The sequence below is a fragment of the Flavobacterium sp. genome (assembly GCF_031411595.1).
Lineage (GTDB): Bacteria > Bacteroidota > Bacteroidia > Flavobacteriales > Flavobacteriaceae > Flavobacterium.
Window position 1 is genome coordinate 1 of the sequence record NZ_JANOBI010000005.1, and the last position, 24,283, is coordinate 24,283.

The following is a 24,283-nucleotide window of genomic DNA, read 5'->3' on the forward strand; positions in this document are numbered from 1 at the left end:
GGAACCAACAGTACAACCTATTCTAATAATGCATTAGCCAATGGAAACACAGTTACTTGTGTTTTGACATCAAATGCAACGCCTTGTTTATCTGGTTCACCTGCAACATCAAACACAGTTACCATGACGGTTAATCCGAATGTAACTGCAAGTGTTAGTATTAGTGCCACGGCTACAACAACCTGTGTCGGAACAAGCGAAACTTTTACGGCAACGCCAACCAATGGTGGGGCTAGTCCAAGCTATCAATGGAAGAAAAACGGAACTAATGTTGGAACCAACAGTGCAACATTCTCAACTTCTACTCTAGCTAATGGCGATACTATAACTTGTGTAATGACGTCTAATGCACCATGCGTTAGCGCATCACCTGCAACATCCAATACAATAACAATGACGGTAAATCCGGTGCCAACTATCACTGGGTCAACTCCTGGTTCCAGGGTGAATACCGGTACCGTAGTTTTAGGCGCAACTTGTTCTGCTGGCACTATTTTCTGGTACACCACTTTAACCGGTGGTGGTCCGATTGGAAGCGGTACTTCATTTACAACGCCAACAATTTCAACAACAACAACCTTTTATGCTACAGCAATAAATGCAAGTGGCTGTGCTTCTACTCCTAGAACTGCTGTAGTTGCAACGGTAAATAATCCCGAAATTGACATTCAAGGTAATGCCACTTCTATTGTAGATGGCGATGCTACTGCATCAGCTGCGGATTGGACAGATTTTGGTTCAACCAATGCCACGCGAATATTCACTATAAGAAATACTGGCGTAGCCATTTTAAATATTGGAACAATCTCTTTTTCCGGAGCCAATGCTTCTGAATTTACAGTGACTAGTTCTCCTTCGAGTACAGTAGCAATTGGTGGTTCGACTACTTTTACGGTAGCTTTCAATCCAACAGCGGCGGGTACACGATTGGCTACAATTTCTATTGTAAACGATGACAATAATGAAGACCCTTATGACTTTGCCATTCAAGGAACTGGTATCGCTCAAGAAATAACGGTTCAAGGAAATGGAGTAACCATTGTTGATGGCGACAATACACCAACTACAGCAGATTGGACGGATTTCAGTAATGTGACTTTCACCAGAACCTATACGATTCAAAATTCAGGAAATGTGCCTTTAACACTTGGTAGTATTGCTTTTTCAGGGCCAAACGCGAGTGAATTTACAGTAACCACTTCTCCTGTTTCACCAGTACCTGCTTATAGTTCAACAACTTTCACGGTAACATTTTCACCTCTCGGAGTTGGTGTTCGAGTAGCAACATTAAACATTGTTAATGACGATAGCGATGAAAATCCGTATGATTTTAGCATTATTGCTACCGGTGTAAACATCGATAGCGATGGCGACGGCGTAAATAACGGAACAGATGCCGACGATGATAATGATGGAATTACTGATGTGATTGAATGTGGTAGCTGTCTTACCGATCCTTTTATCAATGGTGGTTTTGAAACCTCAACGCCTTTGATTCCTGCAAACAATTATATGATACTTCCCGTAGCGAGCGTTCCCGGATGGCAGTCCTCACCTGAAAACATGATTGAGTTATGGAGCACAGGATTCCTTGGAGTTCCTGCAGCACAAGGAAATCAATTTGCCGAATTGAATGCGAACGTTCCAGGAACTTTATACCAAACTTTTTGTTTAAATGGTGCATCCGGAACCATCACTTGGTCTATCAAACACAGAGGAAGATCCGGAGTCGATCAAGCTTTTGTTCGATTTGGCACAACCTTATTAGATGCACAAACCAATACTCCTATCGCCACAATGGTTGACGGAACTGCGGCATGGGGATTATATTCCGGTACTTATATTATTCCATCTGGACAAACTCAAATTGTATTGGCTTTCCAAGCTGGATATACTGCTTCAGGAAGTGCCTCGGTTGGTAATTTTATAGATGATGTACAAATCACCATCAATCAAGCGTGTATCGATACCGATGGTGATGGTATGGCTAATATTATTGATTTGGATGATGAAAATGATGGAATTCCAGACATTGAAGAAGCCGGATTTAAAGCCTATAGCAGCAATACTTCCACTATGGATAAAAGCAGTGTTGCTACTTGGCGTGATACCAATGCTAACGGAATCAACGATTATATTGATGCCATGGTTACAGCCGGAACTTATGTACTTCCTGATACTGATGGCGACGGTATTCCAAATTATTTAGATTTAGATAGCGATAATGACTCTTTGTTTGATGTTGATGAAGCGGGTACATTCAACGGCGATGGCGACATCAACGGCGATGGAAAAGGTGACGGTGGTGACACTGATAGAGATGGTCTTTTAAATCTTTACGATAATTCCGCAACCTTTGGAACCACTTCAAGAGCTTATGCTTTAGATACTAATGCTAATGGAGTTCCAGATTTTTTACAACTCGACTCCAATGCTGACGGAATTAATGATATCAAAACGGGTTTGTATGCTAGCTTAGATGCCAACAACGACGGAAAAATTGATGGTACAGCCGATATTGACAGCGATGGTATTATTGATACTTTCGACACCAATACCGCAGCCAAAGGTTCACCAAGAGATTTAAACAGAAAATTGTTTTTAGATTTCGACGGAAGAAACGATTATGGTCAAGACAGTGCTATTTTAGGTGGATTACCTCAAGCAACCTTGATGGCATGGATTGATTTGAGCAGTACTTTTTTGACCGATGGTTTCATCGTTGGTCAAGATAAATTTCAATTAAGAGTTACCAGTGGTGGTAAATTGGAAACGGTTTTAAATACAACTCAGCTTAAATACAATCCTGTGTCGCTCAACGTATCGCAATGGTATCATGTAGCCGCGGTTTATGATGGTGCTTTATTAAAATTATTTTTAAATGGATTGATGGTCAATAGTGTAGCGGTAACAGGAAACATAGCTGCTGATGCTTCTTTACTGACATTAGGCAAAGATCCTCTTACGAATTCAAGATATTTTAAAGGTAAAATTGACGAAGTTAGAGTGTTTAATACAGCCTTAACCGATACGCAACTGCAACGCATGATCTATCAAGAAATTCAAAATACAGCTTCGCAAGTTAGAGGTACTATCGTGCCAAAAGATATTCAAGCTTTACCATTCACGAATCTTTTAAGATACTACAGAATGGACGCATTCAAAGACGATATTGTAGACAATCTAACCACTCCAAGTATTGATACCGGAACCGGAATGAAAATCTACAACCATAAAGTCATCAAAGTACAAGAAGCACCAATGCCTTTCGTTACACAAACAACCGGAACATTTGCTACGGCTGTAAACGACCCAACTAAAGATATTCGCGGACTAGATGCTACCGATAATGACTATTCTATTATTCAAGTGAAACACAACATTACTGAAACTGCCAATGCTATTGATTTAGCAATGTTCGTTGATCCGGGCGTTACAGTAACGATGAATAATAATACCAAAATTCAAAACGATTGGTATTTGAAATTGGATGGTAAAATTGATTTGCAAGGAAAATCTCAACTAGTTCAAACTGCCAATAGCGAACTCGATGTAACCAGCGCAGGATCTATCGAGAGAGACCAGCAAGGACAATCGAATAAGTATAATTACAACTATTGGTCTTCGCCTGTAGGTACTTTAAGCACGACATCAAACAATAACGGTTTTACTGTTAATGGTGTATTGCGTGACGGAACAGACCCAAATAACATTCAAAACATTACTTGGACTACAGGATATAATGGTGCAGCAACTTCTCCTGTTACTTTGAGCAGTTATTGGATTTTTAAATTCCAAAACTTAACTCCTGAATATGCCAATTGGGCAGCAGTGGGACAAAACGGAACTTTACAACCAGCTCAAGGATTTACTATGAAAGGAACTGGTAGTGCTACTGCATCCCAAAATTATACTTTTGTTGGTAAACCCAACAATGGAACCATAACAACTGCTATTGCTGCGGGCAATCTAAATCTTTGTGGAAATCCTTATCCTTCTGCACTTGATGCTGATGCATTTATTGCTGCCAATACTACTGCAATTTCAGGAGCTTTATATTTCTGGGAACATTACGGCACCAATACTTCTCACAACCTATTAGATTATCAAGGCGGTTATGCTGCCAGAAATCTTGTGGGCGGAACACCTCCAGTATCACCAACGGGTATAAGCGGAACAGGTTCAAGTACAAGAATACCTAGCAGATTTATTCCTGTAGGACAAGGATTCTTAGTATACGGAAGCAGTACTGGTGGAAACATAACCTTTAATAATGATCAAAGAAGTTTTGTCAAAGAAAACGAAGCAACTTCTAATTTTATGTTCAGACAAAGTAATCAGCAGTTATCTATCATCGACAAACAATATGACAATCATGAAGATAGAGTAATCGAGAACGATAGCTTTTCTAAAATCAGATTAGGGTTCAACTCTGTGAATCATTATCACCGACAAATTCTCTTAGGTTTTATGAATGAATTTGCTACCGATGGTTTTGATCCAGGATATGATGCAGCGCAACTCGATTCACAACCTAATGATTTGTATTTTGCAATTCCTGCTAGAAACTTAGTCATTGAAGGTGTTGGTGCTTTCGACTCTAGCAAAATATTACCCCTAAGTCTAAAAAATGGTATGGAAGGAAATGTACAATTCACTTTAGATGCGGTTGAAAATTTCGATTCAAATCAAAGCATATTCATCTATGATAATGTTACCAACCAATACCATGATATCCGCAACAATCCTTTTGAAATCAATTTACCGATAGGAACTTTTGACACGCGTTTCTCATTGCGTTTCGCAAATGCATCGCTAGGTGTGAATGATTTCGACTTGAATCAAGAAGTGGTTGTAACTTTTACGAACAACGACAATACAATCAACATCAATAATAACTTATCAGATGCAACAATCAAATCTGTTGAACTCTATAATATTTTAGGACAATCGATTAGATCTTGGGATGTGAAAGATTCAAATCAAAATAAAATTCAAATTCCTGTTATTAATATTAGCACCGGAACCTATATCGTAAAAGTGCATACCACAAAAGGTGATTTAAGCAAAAAGATAATCATCAAATAAACCCCTTTTTTCCCCAAATTAAGGTGAAAGCTCCTCATTATGAGGGGCTTTTTTTTATTTAAACACAAAAACATTGTAAGATTTATATTTCTTTTTATATAAAAAAGCGCATTTCATCGATGTTTTATGTATTTTATCGATGAAAAATTTTGTAAATTAAAATTCCCTAACTACTTTTGAGTTGTTAAATCATAATATTAACCAAATACACTTTTCTGGGGGAAAAGAAGTTATGAAAACAACTACATTTTTAAATGAGAAAAAATTAATCCTAATAAGCTTTTTGCTATTAGTAAATTTTGGGTATTCACAAACTACCCAAACATATAATTCGACTGGAACATTTACTGTTCCGGCTGGTGTGTCATCGGTTCAAGTTCAAGCTTGGGGTGCCGGTGGTGCCGGTGGTGGAAATACTACAACATCTGATGGTGCCGGTGGAGGTGGCGGTGGCGCTTATAGTGCAAACTTAGCTCTGCCAGTAGCCGCTGGAAATCATACTGTTACTGTTGGTACAGGCGGACTTGGTGTCAGTGGTGGTATCGGTGGAAATGGTGGAGACTCATGGTTTAGTTCATCAGCAACACTATTGGCGAAAGGCGGTAATGGTGGAAATCCACCTATTAGCGGTAATGGCGGTATTGGTGGAAATGGTGGTTTAGCCTCTGCTAGCATCGGTACAACTAAGTATACTGGTGGAACTGGAGGTGCAGGAAGAAATAGCAGCACCGGACATGGTGGCCCTGGTGCCACTTCAGCTGGGACATTAAGTAATGGTACTTCCGGTACAAATCCTTGGACAGTAACCACAGCTCCTTTTCCAGTGCCCATAGGTGCAGGTGCAGGTGCTGCAGCAGGTTCTGCCGGAAATGATGGATTCGCTAATACTGCATCACCCGGTGGTGGTGGTGGTGGTGGTGGTGACAGATCGTCCTTTAATACTATTGGTGGTGATGGAGCCAGTGGACAAGTAATTGTATCATGGGTTTGCCCTACATATGCTTTAACAGTAGCACCGACAAATAACGGTCCTTTGTGTAATGTTTCTTCCTCTACTATTACTTTGAGATCGTCAACATTGCCTTCAGGAACTTATAATGTAACCTATAGTTTGTCCGGAGCAACTTCCGGCAGTACAACAACTACAATGACATTTACAGCAGGTAGTCCGGGAACCGGAACCATAACAACTTCTACTTTAAACATTGGAACAACTACAGTTACAATAACAAATTTATCATCTGGTGCCGGTTGTAGTACTGTCATAGGCAGTTTCAACACTACCAGTGTGGTTATAATTGCACCGGCTACAGCTGTAGCTGGACCTGCTGTTGCCGGTTGTTCAACGACTCCAAGTTTTAATGTAACTGGAGGCTCAAGCGCAACGAATTATTCGTCTATTCTATGGACATCAAGTGGCACAGGTACTTTCACCAATGCCAATTCATTGACACTTTGCACCTATACTCCTAGTCTTGCCGATATTGCAGGTGGAACAGTAATTATAACATTAACAGGTTATGGGAATTCGCCGTGTGGAAACGCAACTTCTTCAAAATTCTTGACTGTATATGAAAACCCAATAGCAGTTGCAGGATCAAATCTAACGACTTGTTCAAGCAACGGCCCTGTAAATATTACTTTTGGTTCTAGTGCCTCTAATCATTCAAGTGTTACATGGACTAGTAGCGGAAGCGGTACATTTGCAAATCCAAATTCATTATCAACTTGTACCTACAATCCGAGTGCTGCTGATACTGCTGCTGGAAGTGTAACATTGACATTAACTGCTTACAGTTTGTATTGTGGAAATACATCAGCAACTAAAACAATAACAATCTTTTCGTCTCCTACATCAGTAGCGGGGCCAACATTATATACTTGTTCAACTGCAGGAGCGATCAATATTACCGCTGGCTCAAGTTCAACTAATAACTCAAGTATTATGTGGACTTCTAGTGGTTCTGGAACATTTACCAATGCAACATCATTGACACTTTGTACCTACAATCCAAGTCCATCCGATATTATTGCTGGTAGTGTAACATTCACTTTAACTGCTTATGGAAATCCTCCATGTAACCCAGTAGCTTCAACAAAAACACTTGTCATTAATAGACCAATGACTGCTGTTGCTGGAACTGCAATTACAACTTGTTCTTCCGTTGGTGCTGTTAATATTACAACAGGTTCAAGTGCAACAAATCAAACGACGGTAACCTGGACATCAAGTGGAACCGGAATTTTTGCCAATGCTAATTCATTAACTACTTGTACCTATTCACCAAGTGCGGCTGATATTACTGCAGGTAGTGTAACATTGACTTTGACATCTTCAAACGGCGGCTGTGCAAATGTTACTTCAAGTAAGACAATGACTATTATAGGCCAACCAACTTCAGTAGCTGGTGCTGCCTTTGCCACGTGTTCATCAACAGGAGCCATAAATATCACAGCAGGATCGAGTGCGACCAATCAAACTAGTGTCACTTGGACCTCAAGTGGAACAGGAGCTTTTACGAATGCCAATTCATTAACACTATGCACCTATAATCCGAGTGCTGCTGATATTACAGCTGGTAGCGTCACATTTACGTTAACTGCTTTTGCAACTGCTCCTTGCTCTAATGCTACTTCAACAAAGGTCTTGACCATTAGCAGACCAATGACTGCAGCCGCAGGAACAGCAATTACAACTTGTTCTTCCGTTGGTGCTGTTAATATTACAGCAGGATCTACAGCTACAAATCATACAACCGTAACTTGGACATCAAGTGGAACAGGTACTTTCGCGAATGCTAATTCTTTAACGACATGTACTTATACTCCTAGCGCTGCTGATATTACTGCAGGAAGTGTAACACTAACATTGACTGCCTCTAATGCTGGCTGTTCCAATGTCGTTTCTACTAAGACATTGACTATTACTCGGGTACCAACAGCAGTAGCGGGTGCAGCTATGACTAATTGCTACACCTCTGGTGCAATCAATATTACTGCGGGATCGAGTGCTACGAATCAAACAGGTGTAACTTGGACTTCAAGCGGAACAGGTACTTTTGCAAATGCCAATTCGTTGACACTTTGCACATATACTCCAAGTGCTGCAGACATCTCAGCTGGAAGTGTGACATTGACATTAACAGCCATTGCAAGTGCGCCTTGTTCAAATGTTACCTCAACTAAAGTGTTGACAATATTTGTTAACCCAACCGTTACAGGAACTACTCCTGGATCAAGAACTGGACCAGGAACTGTATTGTTGGCAGCTACAGCTTCTGTAGGAACTTTAAACTGGTATGATGTTTCTTCTGGAGGTACTTCAATCGGCTCTGGAACAAGTTTTACAACGCCATTTATTACCTCAACTACTACTTACTATGTTGAAGCAGTGAATGGAACTTGTATTTCAAGCCCAAGAGTTGCTGTAATTGCAACTGTAAATTATAACGAAATAGATATTCAAGGAAATGCTACTTCCATTGTAAGTGGTGATACTACGCCATCAACAACAGATTGGACTGACTTTGGGTCGACAAACACAACCAGAACTTTCACTATTCGAAATATGGGTGCTTCGTTATTAACTGTAGGAACAATTACAATTTCTGGAACTAATGCAAGTGAATTTACGATTACAACACCTCCAAGTGGCACAGTTGCAATAGGTGCAAGTACAACATTTACAGTAACTTTTGCACCAACAGCGCTTGGAGTAAGAACAGCCAATATTGCTATCGTAAATAATGACTTAGACGAAAATCCTTATACATTTGATATTCAAGGAACGAGTCTTTCACAAGAAATAGATATTCAAGGAAATGCTACATCGATTGTAAATGGCGACACTACTCCAACAACTTCTGATTGGACCGATTTTAGTTCCGTTGCTGGAACGAGAACATTTACGATTCGAAATACAGGAAACATTGCCTTAGCGATCGGTGCAATAACAATTACAGGTGTTGATGCTTCAGACTTTAGTGTAACTACACCTCCGGCATCATCGGTGCCTGCTTACAGTTCGACTACTTTTGTGGTAACATTCTCACCTAGTGCTATTAATACTAGGAATGCAACCATTAATATCGTTAATGATGATACGGATGAAAACCCATATATCTTTGACATAAGAGGATTTGGTATTATTCCTGAAATTGATGTACAAGGAAATGCTACTTCAATTGCAGATAACGATATAACGCCTACTACAACTGACTGGACAGATTTTAGTTCAACAACAAGCACAAGAACATTTACAATTTTCAACAACGGAAATATTACACTAAATGTTGGAACAATAAACATTACGGGTACCAATGCTTCTGAATTTACAGTAACAACACTACCAAGTGCAACAGTAGCCGCTTTTAGCAGTACAACTTTTGTGATAACTTTTGTTCCTACTGCATTAGGTCTAAGAACTGCTACGCTTACTTTTAGCAATAACGACAGTAACGAAAATCCGTATAATTTTAATATTCAAGGAACTGGTGTAACCAGAGAAATTGATGTGCAAGGACTTGGGATTTCCATAGCTAATGGCGATGCCGTAACTTCGGTTTCTGACGGAACAGATTTCGGCCCTGCTGATATTAATCTAGTGACTATCACTCGTGTCTTTACAATACAAAATACAGGTTCACTTGCTTTGACCATCTCCAATCCGACAATCACCGGACTTAACGCTTCTGAATTTAGTATTTCAGCAAATCCTGGTACACTTACAATTGGTGCCGGTGCTGGCACAACTTTCTCAGTTACTTTTAATCCAAGTGCTGTATTTACAAGAGTGGCAACGATTAATATTGCAAACAACGATAGCGACGAGAGTCTATATACTTTTGCCATTCAAGGCTCTGGTTTGCTAGATAATGACAGCGACGGAATACCAAACAATGCCGATCTGGATGATGACAATGATGGCGTTACTGACGCTATAGAGTGTGGTACTTGTATTAGCGACCCATTTGTAAATGGAAGTTTTGAAACACCTGTAATCGGACCATCAACCTACAGTATTGCACCCGCTGCTAGTGTAACAGGTTGGGCAAATAGCGCAGAAAATTTTATCGAGATATGGAGTACAGGATTTAACGGAGTACCATCAGCTGCCGGGAATCAATTTGCCGAATTAAACGCGAATGTGGCAGGAAATCTCTACCAAACATTTTGTTTGAACGGTGCTGGAGGGAACATCAATTGGTCTATTAAGCATAGAGGAAGATCGGGTACAGACGTAGCTGCAGTAAGATTTGGAGCTACTTTGGCAACCATTGCAACTGTTGCGACAATGACTGATGGAAATACTTCATGGGGTTCTTACTCGGGAACTTATACCATTCCGGTTGGTCAGACCCAAATTGTTTTAGCATTTACTGCTATTTCATCAACAGGAGGATTATCTTATGGGAATTTTATCGATGATGTACAGATTATCATCAACCAAAATTGTATAGACTCTGATGCCGATACCATTGCCGATATTGTGGATGTTGATGACGATAATGATGGTATTCCGAGTATCGAAGAAGCCGGATTCAAAGCTTACAGTAACGGGAAGTCAACTATGGATAAAACCACTGCGGCTAGTTGGGCCGACGCCAATGCCAATGGAATTAATGATTATATTGATACTTTGATAACTGCGGGTACTTACATTGTTCCTGATACAGATGGTGATGGCGTAAGAAACTATTTGGATTTAGATAGTGATAACGATTCATTCTTTGATGTTGATGAAGCGAATCTATTGAATGGTGATGGCGATATTACTGGTGACGGTAAAGGCGACGGACTAGATTCTGAAGGCGATGGATTATTAAACTTATATGATAACTCCACTTTGTTTGGAACAACAACAAGAGCCTATGCTCAGGATAGTGACTCTAACGGTATTGCGGATTTCTTGCAATTAGACTCCAACGATGATGGTATTAATGATATTCAAACTGGTTTATATGGTAGTTTTGATACCAATGGTGACGGTAAAATTGATGGCACTGGCGATGCTGACGGCGATGGTATTACTGACATATTCGATACGAATGACATCGTGAGAGGCTCTCCAAGAGATTTAAACAGAAAACTATTCTTAGATTTTGATGGAAGAAATGACTACGGTGTGGATGCAACTGCTTTGCCAATCTTAACCAACGCTTCAGTTATGGCGTGGGTTGATTTGAACAGTGCATTTTCTTCAACAGGAGTTATTGTTGCTGGCCCATCAACCTTCCAGTTGCGAATCAATGGCAGTAGAAATTTAGAAGCTGTTGTCAATGGATCAACTATTACATATTCTGCCGTTGCACTCAATACTGCACAATGGTATCATGTGGGTGCCGTTTTTAACGGATCAACATTAAAATTATACCTCAACGGTGTAATGGTAGCCAGTGGTGCAGCCGGCGGAAGTATTGCCTCGAGTGTATTGACTTTAGGTAAAAATCCAAGTGCAGCCAACAATTATTTCAAAGGTAAAATCGATGAAATTAGAGTATTCAACGTAGCCTTGACCGATGCGCAATTGCAACGTATGGTTTATCAAGAAATTCAAAATACAGCTTCACAAGTCAGAGGTGCTATTGTGCCAAAAGATGTTGGAAGTTTACCTTACGCCAATATCTTGAGATACTATAAAATGGATGGCTATAAAGATGATATTGTAGATGATTTCATCACACCAAGTATTGATACAGGAACGGGTATGAAAATCTACAACCACAAAGTCATCAAAGTGCAAGAAGCGCCAATGCCTTTCGTTACCAAAACAACAGGAACTTTCGCTACGGCTGTGAACGATGCGACTAAAGATATCCGTGGAATGGATGTGACTGACTATGACTATTCTATCATTCAAGTGAAACACAACATTACCGAAACTGCAAATTCAACCGATTTGGCGATGTTTGTAGATCCGGGTGTAACGATCACAATGAATAACGATACGAAAATTCAAAATGATTGGTATTTAAAATTGGATGGTAAAATCGACTTACAAGGTAAATCGCAATTGGTACAATCTGCCAACAGTGAATTGGATGTAACCAGTGCCGGTTCTCTAGAAAGAGACCAACAAGGACAATCTAATAAATTCAATTACAATTATTGGTCATCGCCTGTAGGAACGTTAAGCACAACAGCAAACAATAATGGTTTCACTGTTAATGGTGTATTGCGTGATGGAACTGATCCTAATAACATCCAAAATATTACCTGGACAGGAGGATATAATGGCGCGGCCACTTCACCGATTACGTTGAGCAGTTATTGGATTTTCAAATTCCAAAACCTAACACCTCAATATGCCAATTGGGCTGCAGTCGGACAAAACGGAGCTTTACAAGCGGCTCAAGGATATACTATGAAAGGTACGAGTGCTGCTACAGCAAATCAGAATTATACTTTTGTTGGAAAACCTAACAATGGTGTAATTACAACTGCCATTGCGGGTGGAAATCTAAATCTTTGCGGAAACCCTTATCCTTCTGCGCTTGATGCTGATGCGTTTATCGCTGCCAATACTGCTGTGACTACCGGAGCTTTATATTTCTGGGAACATTACAGCACCAATACATCGCACAACCTTGTGGAATATCAAGGTGGTTACGCTGCAAGAAATCTTGTAGGTGGAACACCGCCAGTAGCGCCAGCAGGTATTAGCGGAATGGGAACCAGTTCTAGAGTTCCGGCTAGATTTATTCCGGTTGGACAAGGATTCTTAGTCTATGGAAGCGCTACAGGTGGCAACATCACTTTTGATAACAGTCAAAGAGGATTCATCAAAGAAACTGATCCTACTTCGAATGTGATGTTCAGACAAAATAGCGTTTCAATAGTGGATAAAAATTTCGACAACCATGAAGACCGTGTAGTAGAAAACAATACGTTCTCAAAAATACGATTAGGATTTAATTCCGTGAATGGTTACCACCGTCAAATTCTGTTAGGCTTTATGAACGAATTCGCTACGGAAGGTTTCGATTCCGGTTATGATGCGCCACAACTCGACAGCCAACCGAATGATTTTTACTTTGCAATTCCGGGACAAAATCTGGTAATTGAAGGTGTAGATGGTTTCGTTGATAGTAAAATATTACCGCTTAGTGTGAAAAATGCTACGGAAGGAAACGTACAATTTACTTTAGATGCTACCGAAAATTTCGAAAGTAATCAAGAAATCTACATTCATGACAACCTAACCAATGAGTACCATGATATTAGAAACAACCACTTTGAAATCAATTTGCCGATTGGAACTTTCGACACGCGATTCTCACTTCGATTCACCAATAGCTCACTTGGAGTGAATGACTTCGATTTGAGTAAAGAAGTGGTGGTGTCGTTTACCAATAATGATGATACGATTAATATTACCAACAGCTTGACTGATGCGACCATCAAATCGGTGGAACTATACAACATGTTGGGTCAATCGATCAAAGCTTGGGATGTAACAAGTTCCAATCAAACTAAAATTAAAATCCCTGTCAGCAATATTAGTACAGGAGCTTATATCGTGAAAGTGCTTACCAACAAAGGCGATTTAAGCAAGAAAATAATAATCGAATAATTCCCCCCTTTTTTCCCCAAATTAAGGTAAAAGCTTCTTGTTCTAGTAATGAGAAGCTTTTTTTTTGGTTAAGGTTCTGAGTTACTAAGGTTCTAAGGGACTAAGGTTTTTAGGAGCCGGGAACCTGCTATACGCTTTATCTTTTGCGCCGAACGCCGGCACAAAAGGATGCTCGCTGCTATCAGGGCTAGGGTTTCAGCTTACAAAGAAAGCCTCAGGGCCTTAGAACCTCAGGACCTTAGAACCTTTATTTAAGACAATTGTAACTTCAATTCCTCAAACGAAAGTGTAGTTTGTTCGCCGGTTTGTAAGTTTTTCAAGCCAAATTTACCTTCTTGCATTTCGGTTTCACCCACAATCACGGCGAATTGAATTTGTCTTTTATCGGCATAAGCGAATTGTTTTCCGACCTTAATGGCATCGGGATACAACTCTACTTTTATAGCATTTTGTCTGAGTTTTTGAATCGCTTGCATCGCGTAGAAAGCTTCGTTTTCACCATAATTGATGAATAACGCTTTTGTAGAAGTTACAACCGTTTCCGGAAATGAGTTGAGTTCCTCGAGCACCAAATAAATGCGATCCAAACCGAACGAAATACCAACGCCACTAACATTAGGCAATCCGAAAATTCCAGTCAAATCATCATATCTTCCGCCGCCACCGATAGAACCCATGGCTACGGATTTTGGTGGAGCGACTTCGAAAATAGCGCCGGTGTAGTAATTTAATCCGCGCGCTAAAGTCACATCTAGATCTAAAACGGAATCGCGAAGGCCTAATTTGGTTAGGTTATCGCAGATGAATTGCAATTCTTCAACACCTTTCATGCCTTCTTGTGAAGTCGATAGTAACGCTGATAATTTTTGAATTTTTTCTTCAATACTTCCTGTAAAATGAAACAACGGTTGTACTTTTTCGATGGCGGTTTTTGAAATGCCTTTTTCGATCATTTCTTTTTTGACGCCGTCCTCGCCTATTTTGTCGAGTTTGTCTAACGCTACCGTAAAATCGATGAGTTTGTCTTTCGCGCCAATGACTTCGGCTATTCCGGATAAAATTTTTCGGTTGTTGATTTTAATGGTGACGCCTTTCAAACCCAAATCTGAAAAAACGGCATCGTACAATTGCACCAATTCGACTTCTTGCCAAAGCGATGTGGAACCCACTACATCAGCATCACATTGAAAAAACTCTCTAAACCTTCCCTTTTGTGGACGATCCGCACGCCAAACCGGTTGAATTTGGTAACGCTTGAAAGGGAAATCAATTTCGTGTTGGTGTTGCACTACATAGCGAGCGAATGGTACTGTTAGGTCGTAGCGTAGTGCTTTTTCGGAAATTTTTCCTGTTAGTTTTTTGTAATCGAGTGCTTGCAATTCATCAGCGGAAACTTTATCTAAATAATCTCCAGAATTCAAAATCTTAAAAATCAAACGATCGCCTTCTTCCCCATATTTTCCCATCAACGTATCCGAATTTTCAAACGAAGGCGTTTCGATCGGCTGATAACCATATTGCTCGAAATTGCGTTTGATTATCGAAAAAATATAGTTTCTCTTAGACACTTCAACTGGTGAAAAATCTCGAGTTCCTTTGGGTATGCTTGGTTTTTGAGCCATTGTTAGATTCTTGGATTTTTAGATTTTTGGATTGCTAGACAGATTCGAAAGACAAACGCTTTGCAAATATCTTATTTTAAAATAAATAATCCGCTTCAAAAGCAAACTTGTAACAAAAATTGTAAATTCGTGACAAACTCGCATGATGCTAAAATTATTCAAAGAAAACATCCGAATTGCCTTGGGTTCTATCAGAACGCAGCTCTTGCGAACGATTCTTACGGTGTTGATTATTGCCATTGGAATTACGGCATTGGTTTGCATCTTAACCGTTGTAGCCGCTTTAGAAAACACACTTTCAACCGATTTTGCTTCGATGGGTTCGAATACTTTCAACATCAATCAATATGCTTTTGAAACCCGAAATCGCGGTGGCGACGAACGCGAAATCATCAATCCGATTATCTCGTATCCTGAAGCGGTTGCGTTTAAACAAAAATACAATTTCCCTTTAACCCATACTTCGCTTTCGTTTACTGCTGTGAGTAATGCGGAAGTCAAATTCGAAAACAAAAAAACCGATCCAGAAATCACGGTGATGGGCGTTGATGATTATTTCTTAATCAACTCCGGATTGGAAACTACACTAGGTAGAAATTTCACGGGTTTCGACATTTCCAACAATACGTATTCTTGCATTGTCGGTTCTGATTTTCAAAAAGATTTGCTTAAAGATGTCAATCCGATTGATAAAGTGATTTCAATTCGCGGTGCCAAATTCAAAGTCATTGGTGTCTTAAAAGAGAAAGGCTCAACGTTTGGCAACAGCCAGGATTTGCGGGTTTTGATTCCGATTCAAGTGGCAAGATCTTTATTTTCAGAGCCCAATATCAATTACACCATCAGTGTGATGATAGATAAAAAAGAACTGCTCGACCAAGCTGTAGACAACGCTAACATTACGATGCGTAGGGTTCGTAAATTAACGCCTATTAAAGACGATAATTTCGGCATTTCAAGAAGCGATGATTTGATCAATAAGATTTTGAGCATTACCCAATATCTCGGCATGTCGGCTTGGGTGATTGGCATCATTACCATTTTCGGTTCTTCGATTGCTTTGATGAATATCATGCTCGTTTCGGTTACCGAACGCACGCGTGAAATTGGCGTTCGAAAAGCATTGGGCGCCAAACGAAGTACCATTGCTACACAATTTTTTATTGAAACTTTAGTGATTGGACAAATGGGTGGCGTTTTCGGAATTATCCTCGGAATATCGGCTGGTTATGGCATCGCATCACTCCTAACCTTCGACTTCGTAACGCCTTGGGCCGCGATAGTTTCTGCGTTTGTTACTACTTTTATTGTGGCGATTGTTTCGGGTTCGTATCCCGCTTTGAAAGCATCGAAGTTAGATCCGATTGAAGCGTTGCGATATGAATAATGAATTTACAATATTCCACAAATCGTAATTCGTAATTTATAATTCGTAATTCTATATCGTGGCAGAAATCATTCGGTCATTCCCATAAATATCTTGCCGCAATTCAACTTCAACAAAACCCATTGAAGATAATAAATCAATCATTTCTTTTCCTAAATATTGATTGATTTCGAAAAACAACTGCCCATTTTCTTTGAGGTTTTTTTGAGCTAATACGGCAATTTTCTTATAGAAAAGTAATGCGTCATCATCTTCAACAAACAACGCCAAATGAGGCTCGTGTGCCAAAACATTGTTTTTGATTTCGGTTTTTTCAAGGTTTCGAACATATGGCGGATTTGAAACGATGATATCGAAAGTAGCCTTCAAATCTTCCGTTTCTAAAATATTTTGGTGGATGAAAGTCACATCGACTTCATTCAAAATAGCATTTTTTTTTGCTACGTTCAATGCTTTTTCAGAAACATCAATCGCAGCAACATGAGCTTGAGGTAGATTCTTCGCAAGTGAAATCGCGATACAACCACTTCCTGTTCCTATATCGACAATCTTACCATCTTGCCATCTTACAGTCTTACAATCCATCAAAATCCAATCGACAAGTTCTTCAGTTTCGGGACGTGGAATCAATACATTCTCATCGACTTCAAAATCCAATCCGTAGAAAGACGTTTTGCCTAATATATATTGTATCGGAATTTCTTGTTGGAGTTGCTTTACAATAACATTCCAATCATCGATTTGCTTTTCAGAAAAAGTCGATTCGGGTTGCAATGCCAAATCGATTCTTTTCATTTGATGTTGCTGTTCTAAAATCAAATAAAAAAAACTTTCGGCTTCAATCGCATCATAGATTGGCGTTAGTGTTTCGACAAAATAAGTTCTGTAATTTTTGATTCGCATGGTTTCGTTATAGTTCTTTCAACATCCAAACCGGACAAGAAACGTGACCTGTATTGCCCATTGGAGCACAAATATAATCAAACCCAACTTTCTTGTAGAGTTGTTGGGCCGCTTCCATATAAGGCATGGTTTCGAGATAACATTTTTTAAATCCAAATTCTTGAGCACTTTGAAGGCATTTCTGAATCATTTGGACGCCCAATCCTAAACCTCTGACTTCTGGCAGAAAATACATTTTTTGCAATTCACAAATGGATTCCGATTCGTTTTCCAATTGACTCACGCCACAACCGCCAACGATGATGCCGTTATTTTCGATGACATAATAAATCGCTCTTGGATGATCATACGTTTCAAACATGCTATCGAGTTGCGGATCGGCATAAGCAGTTCCAACTTTCGGCACATTCAATTCGATTAAAACCTTGCGAATGACCGCTGCAATTTGGGCATTATCTTGTTTCTGAATCGGTCTGATCACAATCGTATTCATTGTAAAAGTAAAGTCTTATTTTTGTGCTGTGAAGATACACGAAAAATACATGAAACGTTGCTTGGAATTAGCAAAAAATGGATTGCCTAACGCGATGCCAAACCCATCTGTCGGTGCTGTGATTGTATGTGATGACAAAATTGTTGGCGAAGGCTACACCTCGGCTTACGGCGGACCACATGCGGAAGCGAACGCGATTCGTTCTGTGAAAGATCAGTCACTATTGAAAAAATCGACATTATATGTAAGCCTCGAACCATGCAGTCATTTCGGAAAAACACCACCTTGTTGTGATTTGATTATCAAGCATGAAATTCCAACAATTATAGTAGGAACTGTGGATACCAATAGTAAAGTTTCTGGAACAGGTATTCAAAAAATCATCGCTTCCGGGAAAACAGTAATCATTGGTGTTTTAGAGCAAGAATGCATCGAATCGAATAAACGTTTTTTTACGTTTCACAACAAAAAAAGACCGTACATTATTTTGAAATGGGCGCAAAGCCAAGATGGGTTTATCGCACCAACGAATGAATTTCGCAAAGATTTGGAAGCGAATGAACGCAAACCTTACTGGATTTCTAATACATTTTCAAGACAACTTGTTCACAAATGGCGCAGCGAAGAACAAGCGATTTTGGTCGGAACACAAACGGTTATTGATGATAATCCGAAACTCGATGTGCGCGATTGGACCGGCAAAAATCCTGTTAAAATAGTTTTAGACCAACGCAATCGAATTTCAAAAGAAAATTATATCTTTGGAAATACATCAAAAACCATTGTGCTTACTGCCAACGAAATTGATTACACGCAAAAAATAGGAAAACAGATTGCTGATTTTTTATTTGACAATGCAATACAATCCGTCATTATTGAAGGCGGAAGGCAGACTTTACAGACTTTTATTGATGAGAATCTTTGGGATGAAGCAAGAGTTTTTAAAGGAAGTATCCTAATAGAAAACGGCGTCAAAGCACCAGAATTGCATTCAAAAGAAACCATTAGAAAGTCGATTCTAGAAGATGAACTTTTAATTTTTAGAAACCATGATTAACACGATAATATTCGATTTTGGAGACATTTTTGTCAACTTAGAAAAAGAAACTTCTATTGTAGAGTTTAAAAAATTAGGTTTAGACGGTCCGAATGAAGAATTGTTAACCATGAATGATTTGTTCGAAAGAGGCAAAATTACCGAGTTGCAATTCATTGAAAGCTTTAAAAAATATATTCCCGAAGCTGATATACTCGATATTCGCAAAGCTTGGAATTCCGTCATTGGAGAATTTCCTTTATATCGTTTGGAATTTCTGCAAATGCTTTCCCACAAATACCGTTTGTTTTTGCTCACCAATACCGACGCGATTCACATCAGCCGTTTTGAGCACATGGCTGGCATATCGTTTTTTAGTGATTTTTATCAATGTTTTGAAAAAGTCTACTATTCTTTCGAAATGGGCATGCGCAAACCCGATCCTGAAATCTTCAATTACATTCTCAAAAAACACGATTTATCTCCAAAACGCACTTTGTTTGTTGACGATAAAAAAGAAAATACTGATGCCGCAGCGGCTTTAGGCATTCAAGTTTGGAATTTGAATGTGGGTCAAGAAGATGTGGTAGATTTGTTTGAAAAAAAGATATTGGAATAACTATTGGAATTCAAAGACACTTACAAAACCATTGCTTTCGCTTCTGAAGAAATCCTCTTCAAAGAAAAAAACAGTAAATTTTTCGGTTACGCTTTCCCTTTAAATACTGAAGATCAAGTCAAATCTTTGATGGAACCTTTGCGCAAGAAACACTTCAATGCCGTTCATTTTTGTTATGCTTATCAAATTGGAACTGAAAAAATAATTTTTCGCGCCAATGATGACGGTGAGCCCAGCAATAGTGCTGGAATGCCGATTTACGGGCAAATTCAATCACATGAACTAACCAATATTTTAATTGTAGTGGTTCGATTTTTTGGAGGTACCAAATTGGGTGTTGGCGGATTGATTACCGCATATAAAACCGCAGCACAAATGGCACTTGAAGCTTCACCAATTGTAGAAAAAACGATTGATATCCACTATCAAATTTCTTTTGATTATAAGAATATGAATAAAGTAATGCGTGTTATTAAAGAGAAAAACTTGACCATTATCGCTCAAAAAATGGAAGCCGACTGCGAGATTGAGATTGCCACGAGAAAGAAAAATGCACAAGTTGTTTTAGAAACTTTTGAAAATATGTTTGAAGTCAATATTAAATTAAAGGCTTAATTGATTTCCATCACCTTTTTAATATAATCCGGCGGAGTCATCGGCCTTCCTGTTTTCATATCAACAAACACCAAAATAAAATAAGCCGTTGTTAACAACTCATTTTGTTCGCTCCAAATTTCACAGTCAAATTCAATCTTAACAGAACTGTGTTTTTTAAACGTTGTCTTCACAGTAAGGAGATCATCATAACGTGCCGGTTTTTTGTAATTCAAAGTCATCGAAACTATTGGTAATGCAATACCGTTTTCTTCGAGGCTTTTGTAAGAAACGCCTTTGTCTCTGAGCCATTCTACACGACCTATCTCAAAATAAGGAATGTAATTGCCGTGATAAACGACACCCATTTGGTCAGTTTCTGAATAACGAACGCGTACTTGAATTTGATGCTCCATATTGCATTTTTGTTTAATATTTTCACTATCTTTCCGACACAAAAAAAGTGTCTTACAACAATATTTTTAATAAATCAACCCTAATTTTATTTTTTTTTAACGATTTTTGTTCACATATTTGTTACCCCAAAAAGTAAGGAATAATCGACTGATTTTCTTTGTAAGATAACCTTTAATAAAAATACAAATTTACTAAATAATATGAGCAAAACTGCGCAATCAGTATGGGAAAATTGTCTGCTTTTTATAAAAGACAATATCCAAGACCAAGCTTACAAAACTTGGTTCGAACCGATTAAGTCTGTTGAGCTAACCGATAATGCTTTATACATTCAAGTGCCAAGCAAATTTTTCTACGAATGGTTGGAAGAGCATTACGTGAAATTATTAAAAGTAGCCCTCACCAAAGAATTGGGAAAAAATGCCAAATTGCTCTACAAAATAAAAATGGAGAACACTTACGGCAACAAACAACCATTTACAGAACAACTTCCGAGTGCGCATAGAAGTTCTATCAAATCTCAAGAAGTCGATGCTCCGTTTAAAAATTTAAGTCCAGAATTAAAAAATCCATTTGTAATTCCAGGCATTAGAAATTTAAAAATTGAGTCGCAGCTTAATGCCAATTACAGTTTTGAAAATTTCCTTGAAGGTGACTCCAACCGTTTGGCACGTTCTGCCGGTATGGCGGTAGCGAACAAACCCGGAGGAACTTCTTTCAACCCATTATTGATTTTCGGCGGTGTTGGTTTGGGAAAAACCCACTTAGCTCATGCCATTGGTGTTGAAATAAAAGACAAATACCCTGAAAAAACCGTGTTGTATATCTCTGCGGAAATTTTCACCCAACAATATATCGACTCTGTTAAGAAAAACAACAGAAACGATTTCATTCATTTTTACCAACTGATTGACGTGTTGATTATTGACGATGTTCAATTTTTATCCGGGAAATCAGGAACGCAAGATGTATTTTTCCACATCTTCAATTATTTACACCAAAACGGAAAACAGGTTATCCTTACTTCGGATAAAGCACCTGTTGACATGCAAGATATTGAACAACGTTTGTTATCGAGATTCAAATGGGGACTTTCAGCAGAATTACACCAACCGGATTACGAGACTAGGATTTCAATCTTGAAAAATATTTTGTATCGCGACGGTGTTGATATGCCCGAAGAAATCATCGAGTATGTGGCTCGCAATATCAAATCGAACGTCAGAGAATTGGAAGGCGCTATTATTTCATTGATTGCGCAATCTTCATTCAACAAAAAAGAAGTTACGATTGAATTGGCGAAACATGTCGTTGAGAAATTTGTCAAAAATGTAAAACGCGAAATTTCCATCGAGTATATTCAGAAAACAGTTTCTGATTATTTCCAACTAGATTTAGAAGTATTGCAATCGAAAACAAGAAAAAGACACGTAGTGCAAGCCAGACAATTGGCCATGTTTTTCGCTAAAAAATTCACCAAAGCTTCGTTAGCCAATATCGGTTCACAAATTGGAGATCGCGATCACGCTACTGTTTTACACGCTTGCAAAACAGTAGACAACTTAGTGGCTACAGACAAACAATTCAAAAAATTTGTGGAAGACATTCACAAAAAATTATCCTTATAGAAAATGCCTGTTAAAGTTTTAATGGTTTGCCTTGGTAATATCTGTCGTTCACCATTGGCAGAAGGATTATTGGCTTCCAAACTTCCTAAAAATACTTTTTTGGTGGATTCCGCCGGAACCGGAAGTTGGCATATCGGAAAGCAACCTGATGAGCGATCAATCGCAGTCGCTAAAAAAAATGGTTTGGATATTTCGAAGCAGAAAGCCAAACAATTCTCACCTGCAGATTTCGATGCTTATGATTATATTTATGTCATGGACAACACCAATTATAATGATGTTGTGTCTTTAGCAAAAGAAGAAGCGCATAAAAACAAAGTGCAACTCATTCTTAATGAACTTTTTCCCGGTGAAAATGTAGATGTTCCAGATCCTTATTACGGTTCACAATTCGGATTTGACAGCGTTTATAAAATGCTCGATGAAACTTGCGCCATTATTGCCGAAAAATTGATTGCAAAACACCAATAACTTCTTTTCATGAAATCGACAACTATAGGAAAACTCTACCTAATTCCAATTACTTTAGGCGACAATGATCCTTTAGAGGTTTTGCCGATTACCATCAAACGAACCATTGATTTTATTGACGACTACATCGTAGAAAACGAGAAAACTGCTCGTAAATTCATCAAAAGTATTCATCCCGAAAAAGTACAAGCTTCTTTGCGTTTGAGTACCTTAAACAAACACACACAAGTAGCGGAACACAATGCGATGTTACAACCTTGCCTCGAAGGAAAAAACGTAGGTATCATGAGCGAATCAGGCTGTCCAGGCGTAGCTGATCCCGGTGCTGTCATAGTGAAAATTGCCCACGAAAAAGGCATTCAAGTAATTCCTTTGGTGGGTCCATCTTCAATTTTGTTGGCATTAATGGGTTCGGGAATGAATGGACAAAGTTTCGCATTCAATGGTTATCTACCGATTGATAAATCCGATAAAAAAACCGCTTTGAAACATTTGGAGAAATTGTCTTCAGATAAAAATCAAACGCAAATTTTTATCGAAACGCCTTATCGAAACAACAAATTGCTTGAAGATATTATTCAGACTTTGCAACCTAGTACGCATCTGTGCATTGCTGCCGACATTACATTGCCAACAGAATACATCAAAACTTTGAGAATTCAGGATTGGAAAAAAACCAAAATCGACTTACACAATCGACCAACCATTTTCATCATTCATAAATTTTAGGCATAAAAAAACCCATCTTTCGACAGGTTTGTATTTTGAATTTTATGTTTCTTATTTCACTTTCGCGTCGTTATCGGCAATAATTCCACTGGTTTCGTAACCACCAAAATCCCGCATGTAACTTTTAACAGAAGTTCCGTAATCGTCTTTACATTTCTTAGCGCCATTACTATTGAGGAATCTTTTTACAGAACCTGCGCCACCCAAATGCGCTGCGGCTAAAATTCCTGATTCGGTAATTTTAACACCCGAAATGATTTTACCTGAGAATTTTTCAATTTCATCTTTAAGCTCCCATTTGTTTTTAGACAATAGCGCTACGAAAGCTTTTTCCTGTAATTTTGGATTGTTCAAAAACGCAACACTATCATGAATTCCAATAGTTTGTAAAGTTTCCAAGCCAAATTGGTATTTTCCCATATAGCCTAAAGAATTGACTTTATGGTATTTTCCTTGCGATTCTTTGAAAGCCACCGCTTCTTTAAATCCTATGAAAAATTTTCCGGTAAAAGGAACATTGAGGTTGGCGTAATCCTGCTCTTCTTGAGAAGGAAATGAGTAAGACATTTCTTTTTGATTTGCCGATTGAAACCAGTTGTGATTCTGTGAATCGAAGGGTTTGAAACCGGAACTTAAATAAGCAATTATTAAAGTTAAACTACTGTAGAATATCCATTTTTTGAGCATACATTGGTTTTCTTCTCAACCTGTCACGCGAGAAATT

14 protein-coding genes are annotated in these 24,283 nt (G+C 38.8%); 9 read left to right on the forward strand and 5 right to left on the reverse strand.

Annotated elements, in window-relative coordinates:
* A partial coding sequence (locus RMO03_RS00705; protein WP_309640154.1) for a choice-of-anchor D domain-containing protein occupies window positions 1-5,088 on the forward strand: 5,088 nt, incomplete at its 5' end.
* A gap of 232 nt (window positions 5,089-5,320) precedes the next feature.
* Window positions 5,321-13,660 (forward strand): choice-of-anchor D domain-containing protein, encoded by an 8,340-nt coding sequence (locus tag RMO03_RS00710; RefSeq protein WP_309640155.1) that lies wholly within the window; start codon window positions 5,321-5,323, stop codon window positions 13,658-13,660.
* Between the two features lie 251 nt (window positions 13,661-13,911).
* On the opposite strand, the gene hisS is transcribed toward RMO03_RS00710, so the two are convergent.
* Window positions 13,912-15,282, reverse strand: a complete 1,371-nt coding sequence (hisS, locus tag RMO03_RS00715; RefSeq protein ID WP_309640156.1) for a histidine--tRNA ligase — start codon at window positions 15,280-15,282, stop codon at window positions 13,912-13,914.
* 142 nt (window positions 15,283-15,424) lie between these two features.
* On the opposite strand from hisS, the gene RMO03_RS00720 reads away from it, so the two are divergent.
* Window positions 15,425-16,669 (forward strand): ABC transporter permease, encoded by a 1,245-nt coding sequence (locus RMO03_RS00720; RefSeq protein ID WP_309640157.1) that lies wholly within the window; start codon window positions 15,425-15,427, stop codon window positions 16,667-16,669.
* 51 nt (window positions 16,670-16,720) lie between these two features.
* Here RMO03_RS00720 and prmC read toward each other — a convergent pair whose 3' ends face one another.
* A complete protein-coding gene (gene prmC / locus RMO03_RS00725) occupies window positions 16,721-17,572 on the reverse strand; it encodes a peptide chain release factor N(5)-glutamine methyltransferase (protein ID WP_309640158.1) in 852 nt (283 codons plus the stop codon).
* A 7-nt stretch (window positions 17,573-17,579) separates the two neighbouring features.
* Window positions 17,580-18,065, reverse strand: coding sequence for a GNAT family N-acetyltransferase (locus RMO03_RS00730; RefSeq protein WP_309640159.1), 486 nt, complete (start codon window positions 18,063-18,065; stop codon window positions 17,580-17,582).
* A gap of 28 nt (window positions 18,066-18,093) precedes the next feature.
* Here RMO03_RS00730 and ribD point away from each other — a divergent pair, with 28 nt between their 5' ends.
* The 3 genes from ribD to RMO03_RS00745 are packed head-to-tail and all read left to right on the forward strand — an operon-like array spanning window position 18,094 to window position 20,335.
* Window positions 18,094-19,122, forward strand: a complete 1,029-nt coding sequence (ribD, locus tag RMO03_RS00735; RefSeq protein WP_309640160.1) for a bifunctional diaminohydroxyphosphoribosylaminopyrimidine deaminase/5-amino-6-(5-phosphoribosylamino)uracil reductase RibD — start codon at window positions 18,094-18,096, stop codon at window positions 19,120-19,122.
* Window positions 19,115-19,720 (forward strand): HAD family phosphatase, encoded by a 606-nt coding sequence (locus RMO03_RS00740; protein ID WP_309640161.1) that lies wholly within the window; start codon window positions 19,115-19,117, stop codon window positions 19,718-19,720. Before ribD ends, RMO03_RS00740 begins: the two co-directional genes overlap by 8 nt.
* 3 nt (window positions 19,721-19,723) lie before the next feature.
* A complete protein-coding gene (locus RMO03_RS00745) occupies window positions 19,724-20,335 on the forward strand; it encodes a YigZ family protein (RefSeq protein WP_309640162.1) in 612 nt (203 codons plus the stop codon).
* On the opposite strand, the gene RMO03_RS00750 is transcribed toward RMO03_RS00745, so the two are convergent.
* On the reverse strand, window positions 20,332-20,730 hold the full coding sequence (locus RMO03_RS00750; protein ID WP_309640163.1) for a thioesterase family protein: 399 nt from the start codon (window positions 20,728-20,730) through the stop codon (window positions 20,332-20,334). The genes RMO03_RS00745 and RMO03_RS00750 overlap by 4 nt on opposite strands.
* Window positions 20,731-20,931: 201 nt before the next feature.
* Here RMO03_RS00750 and dnaA point away from each other — a divergent pair, with 201 nt between their 5' ends.
* The 3 genes from dnaA to RMO03_RS00765 are packed head-to-tail and all read left to right on the forward strand — an operon-like array spanning window position 20,932 to window position 23,559.
* A complete protein-coding gene (gene dnaA / locus RMO03_RS00755) occupies window positions 20,932-22,359 on the forward strand; it encodes a chromosomal replication initiator protein DnaA (RefSeq protein WP_309640164.1) in 1,428 nt (475 codons plus the stop codon).
* A gap of 3 nt (window positions 22,360-22,362) precedes the next feature.
* The gene (locus RMO03_RS00760) at window positions 22,363-22,830 is read left to right on the forward strand and encodes a low molecular weight protein-tyrosine-phosphatase (RefSeq protein ID WP_309640165.1); all 468 of its coding nucleotides are present in this window, start codon (window positions 22,363-22,365) and stop codon (window positions 22,828-22,830) included.
* A gap of 9 nt (window positions 22,831-22,839) precedes the next feature.
* Window positions 22,840-23,559: an SAM-dependent methyltransferase gene (locus RMO03_RS00765; protein WP_309640166.1), complete on the forward strand. Its 720-nt coding sequence runs from the start codon at window positions 22,840-22,842 to the stop codon at window positions 23,557-23,559.
* A gap of 51 nt (window positions 23,560-23,610) precedes the next feature.
* Here RMO03_RS00765 and RMO03_RS00770 read toward each other — a convergent pair whose 3' ends face one another.
* Window positions 23,611-24,246 (reverse strand): peptidoglycan-binding protein LysM, encoded by a 636-nt coding sequence (locus RMO03_RS00770; RefSeq protein ID WP_309640167.1) that lies wholly within the window; start codon window positions 24,244-24,246, stop codon window positions 23,611-23,613.
* Window positions 24,247-24,283: the final 37 nt, after the last annotated feature.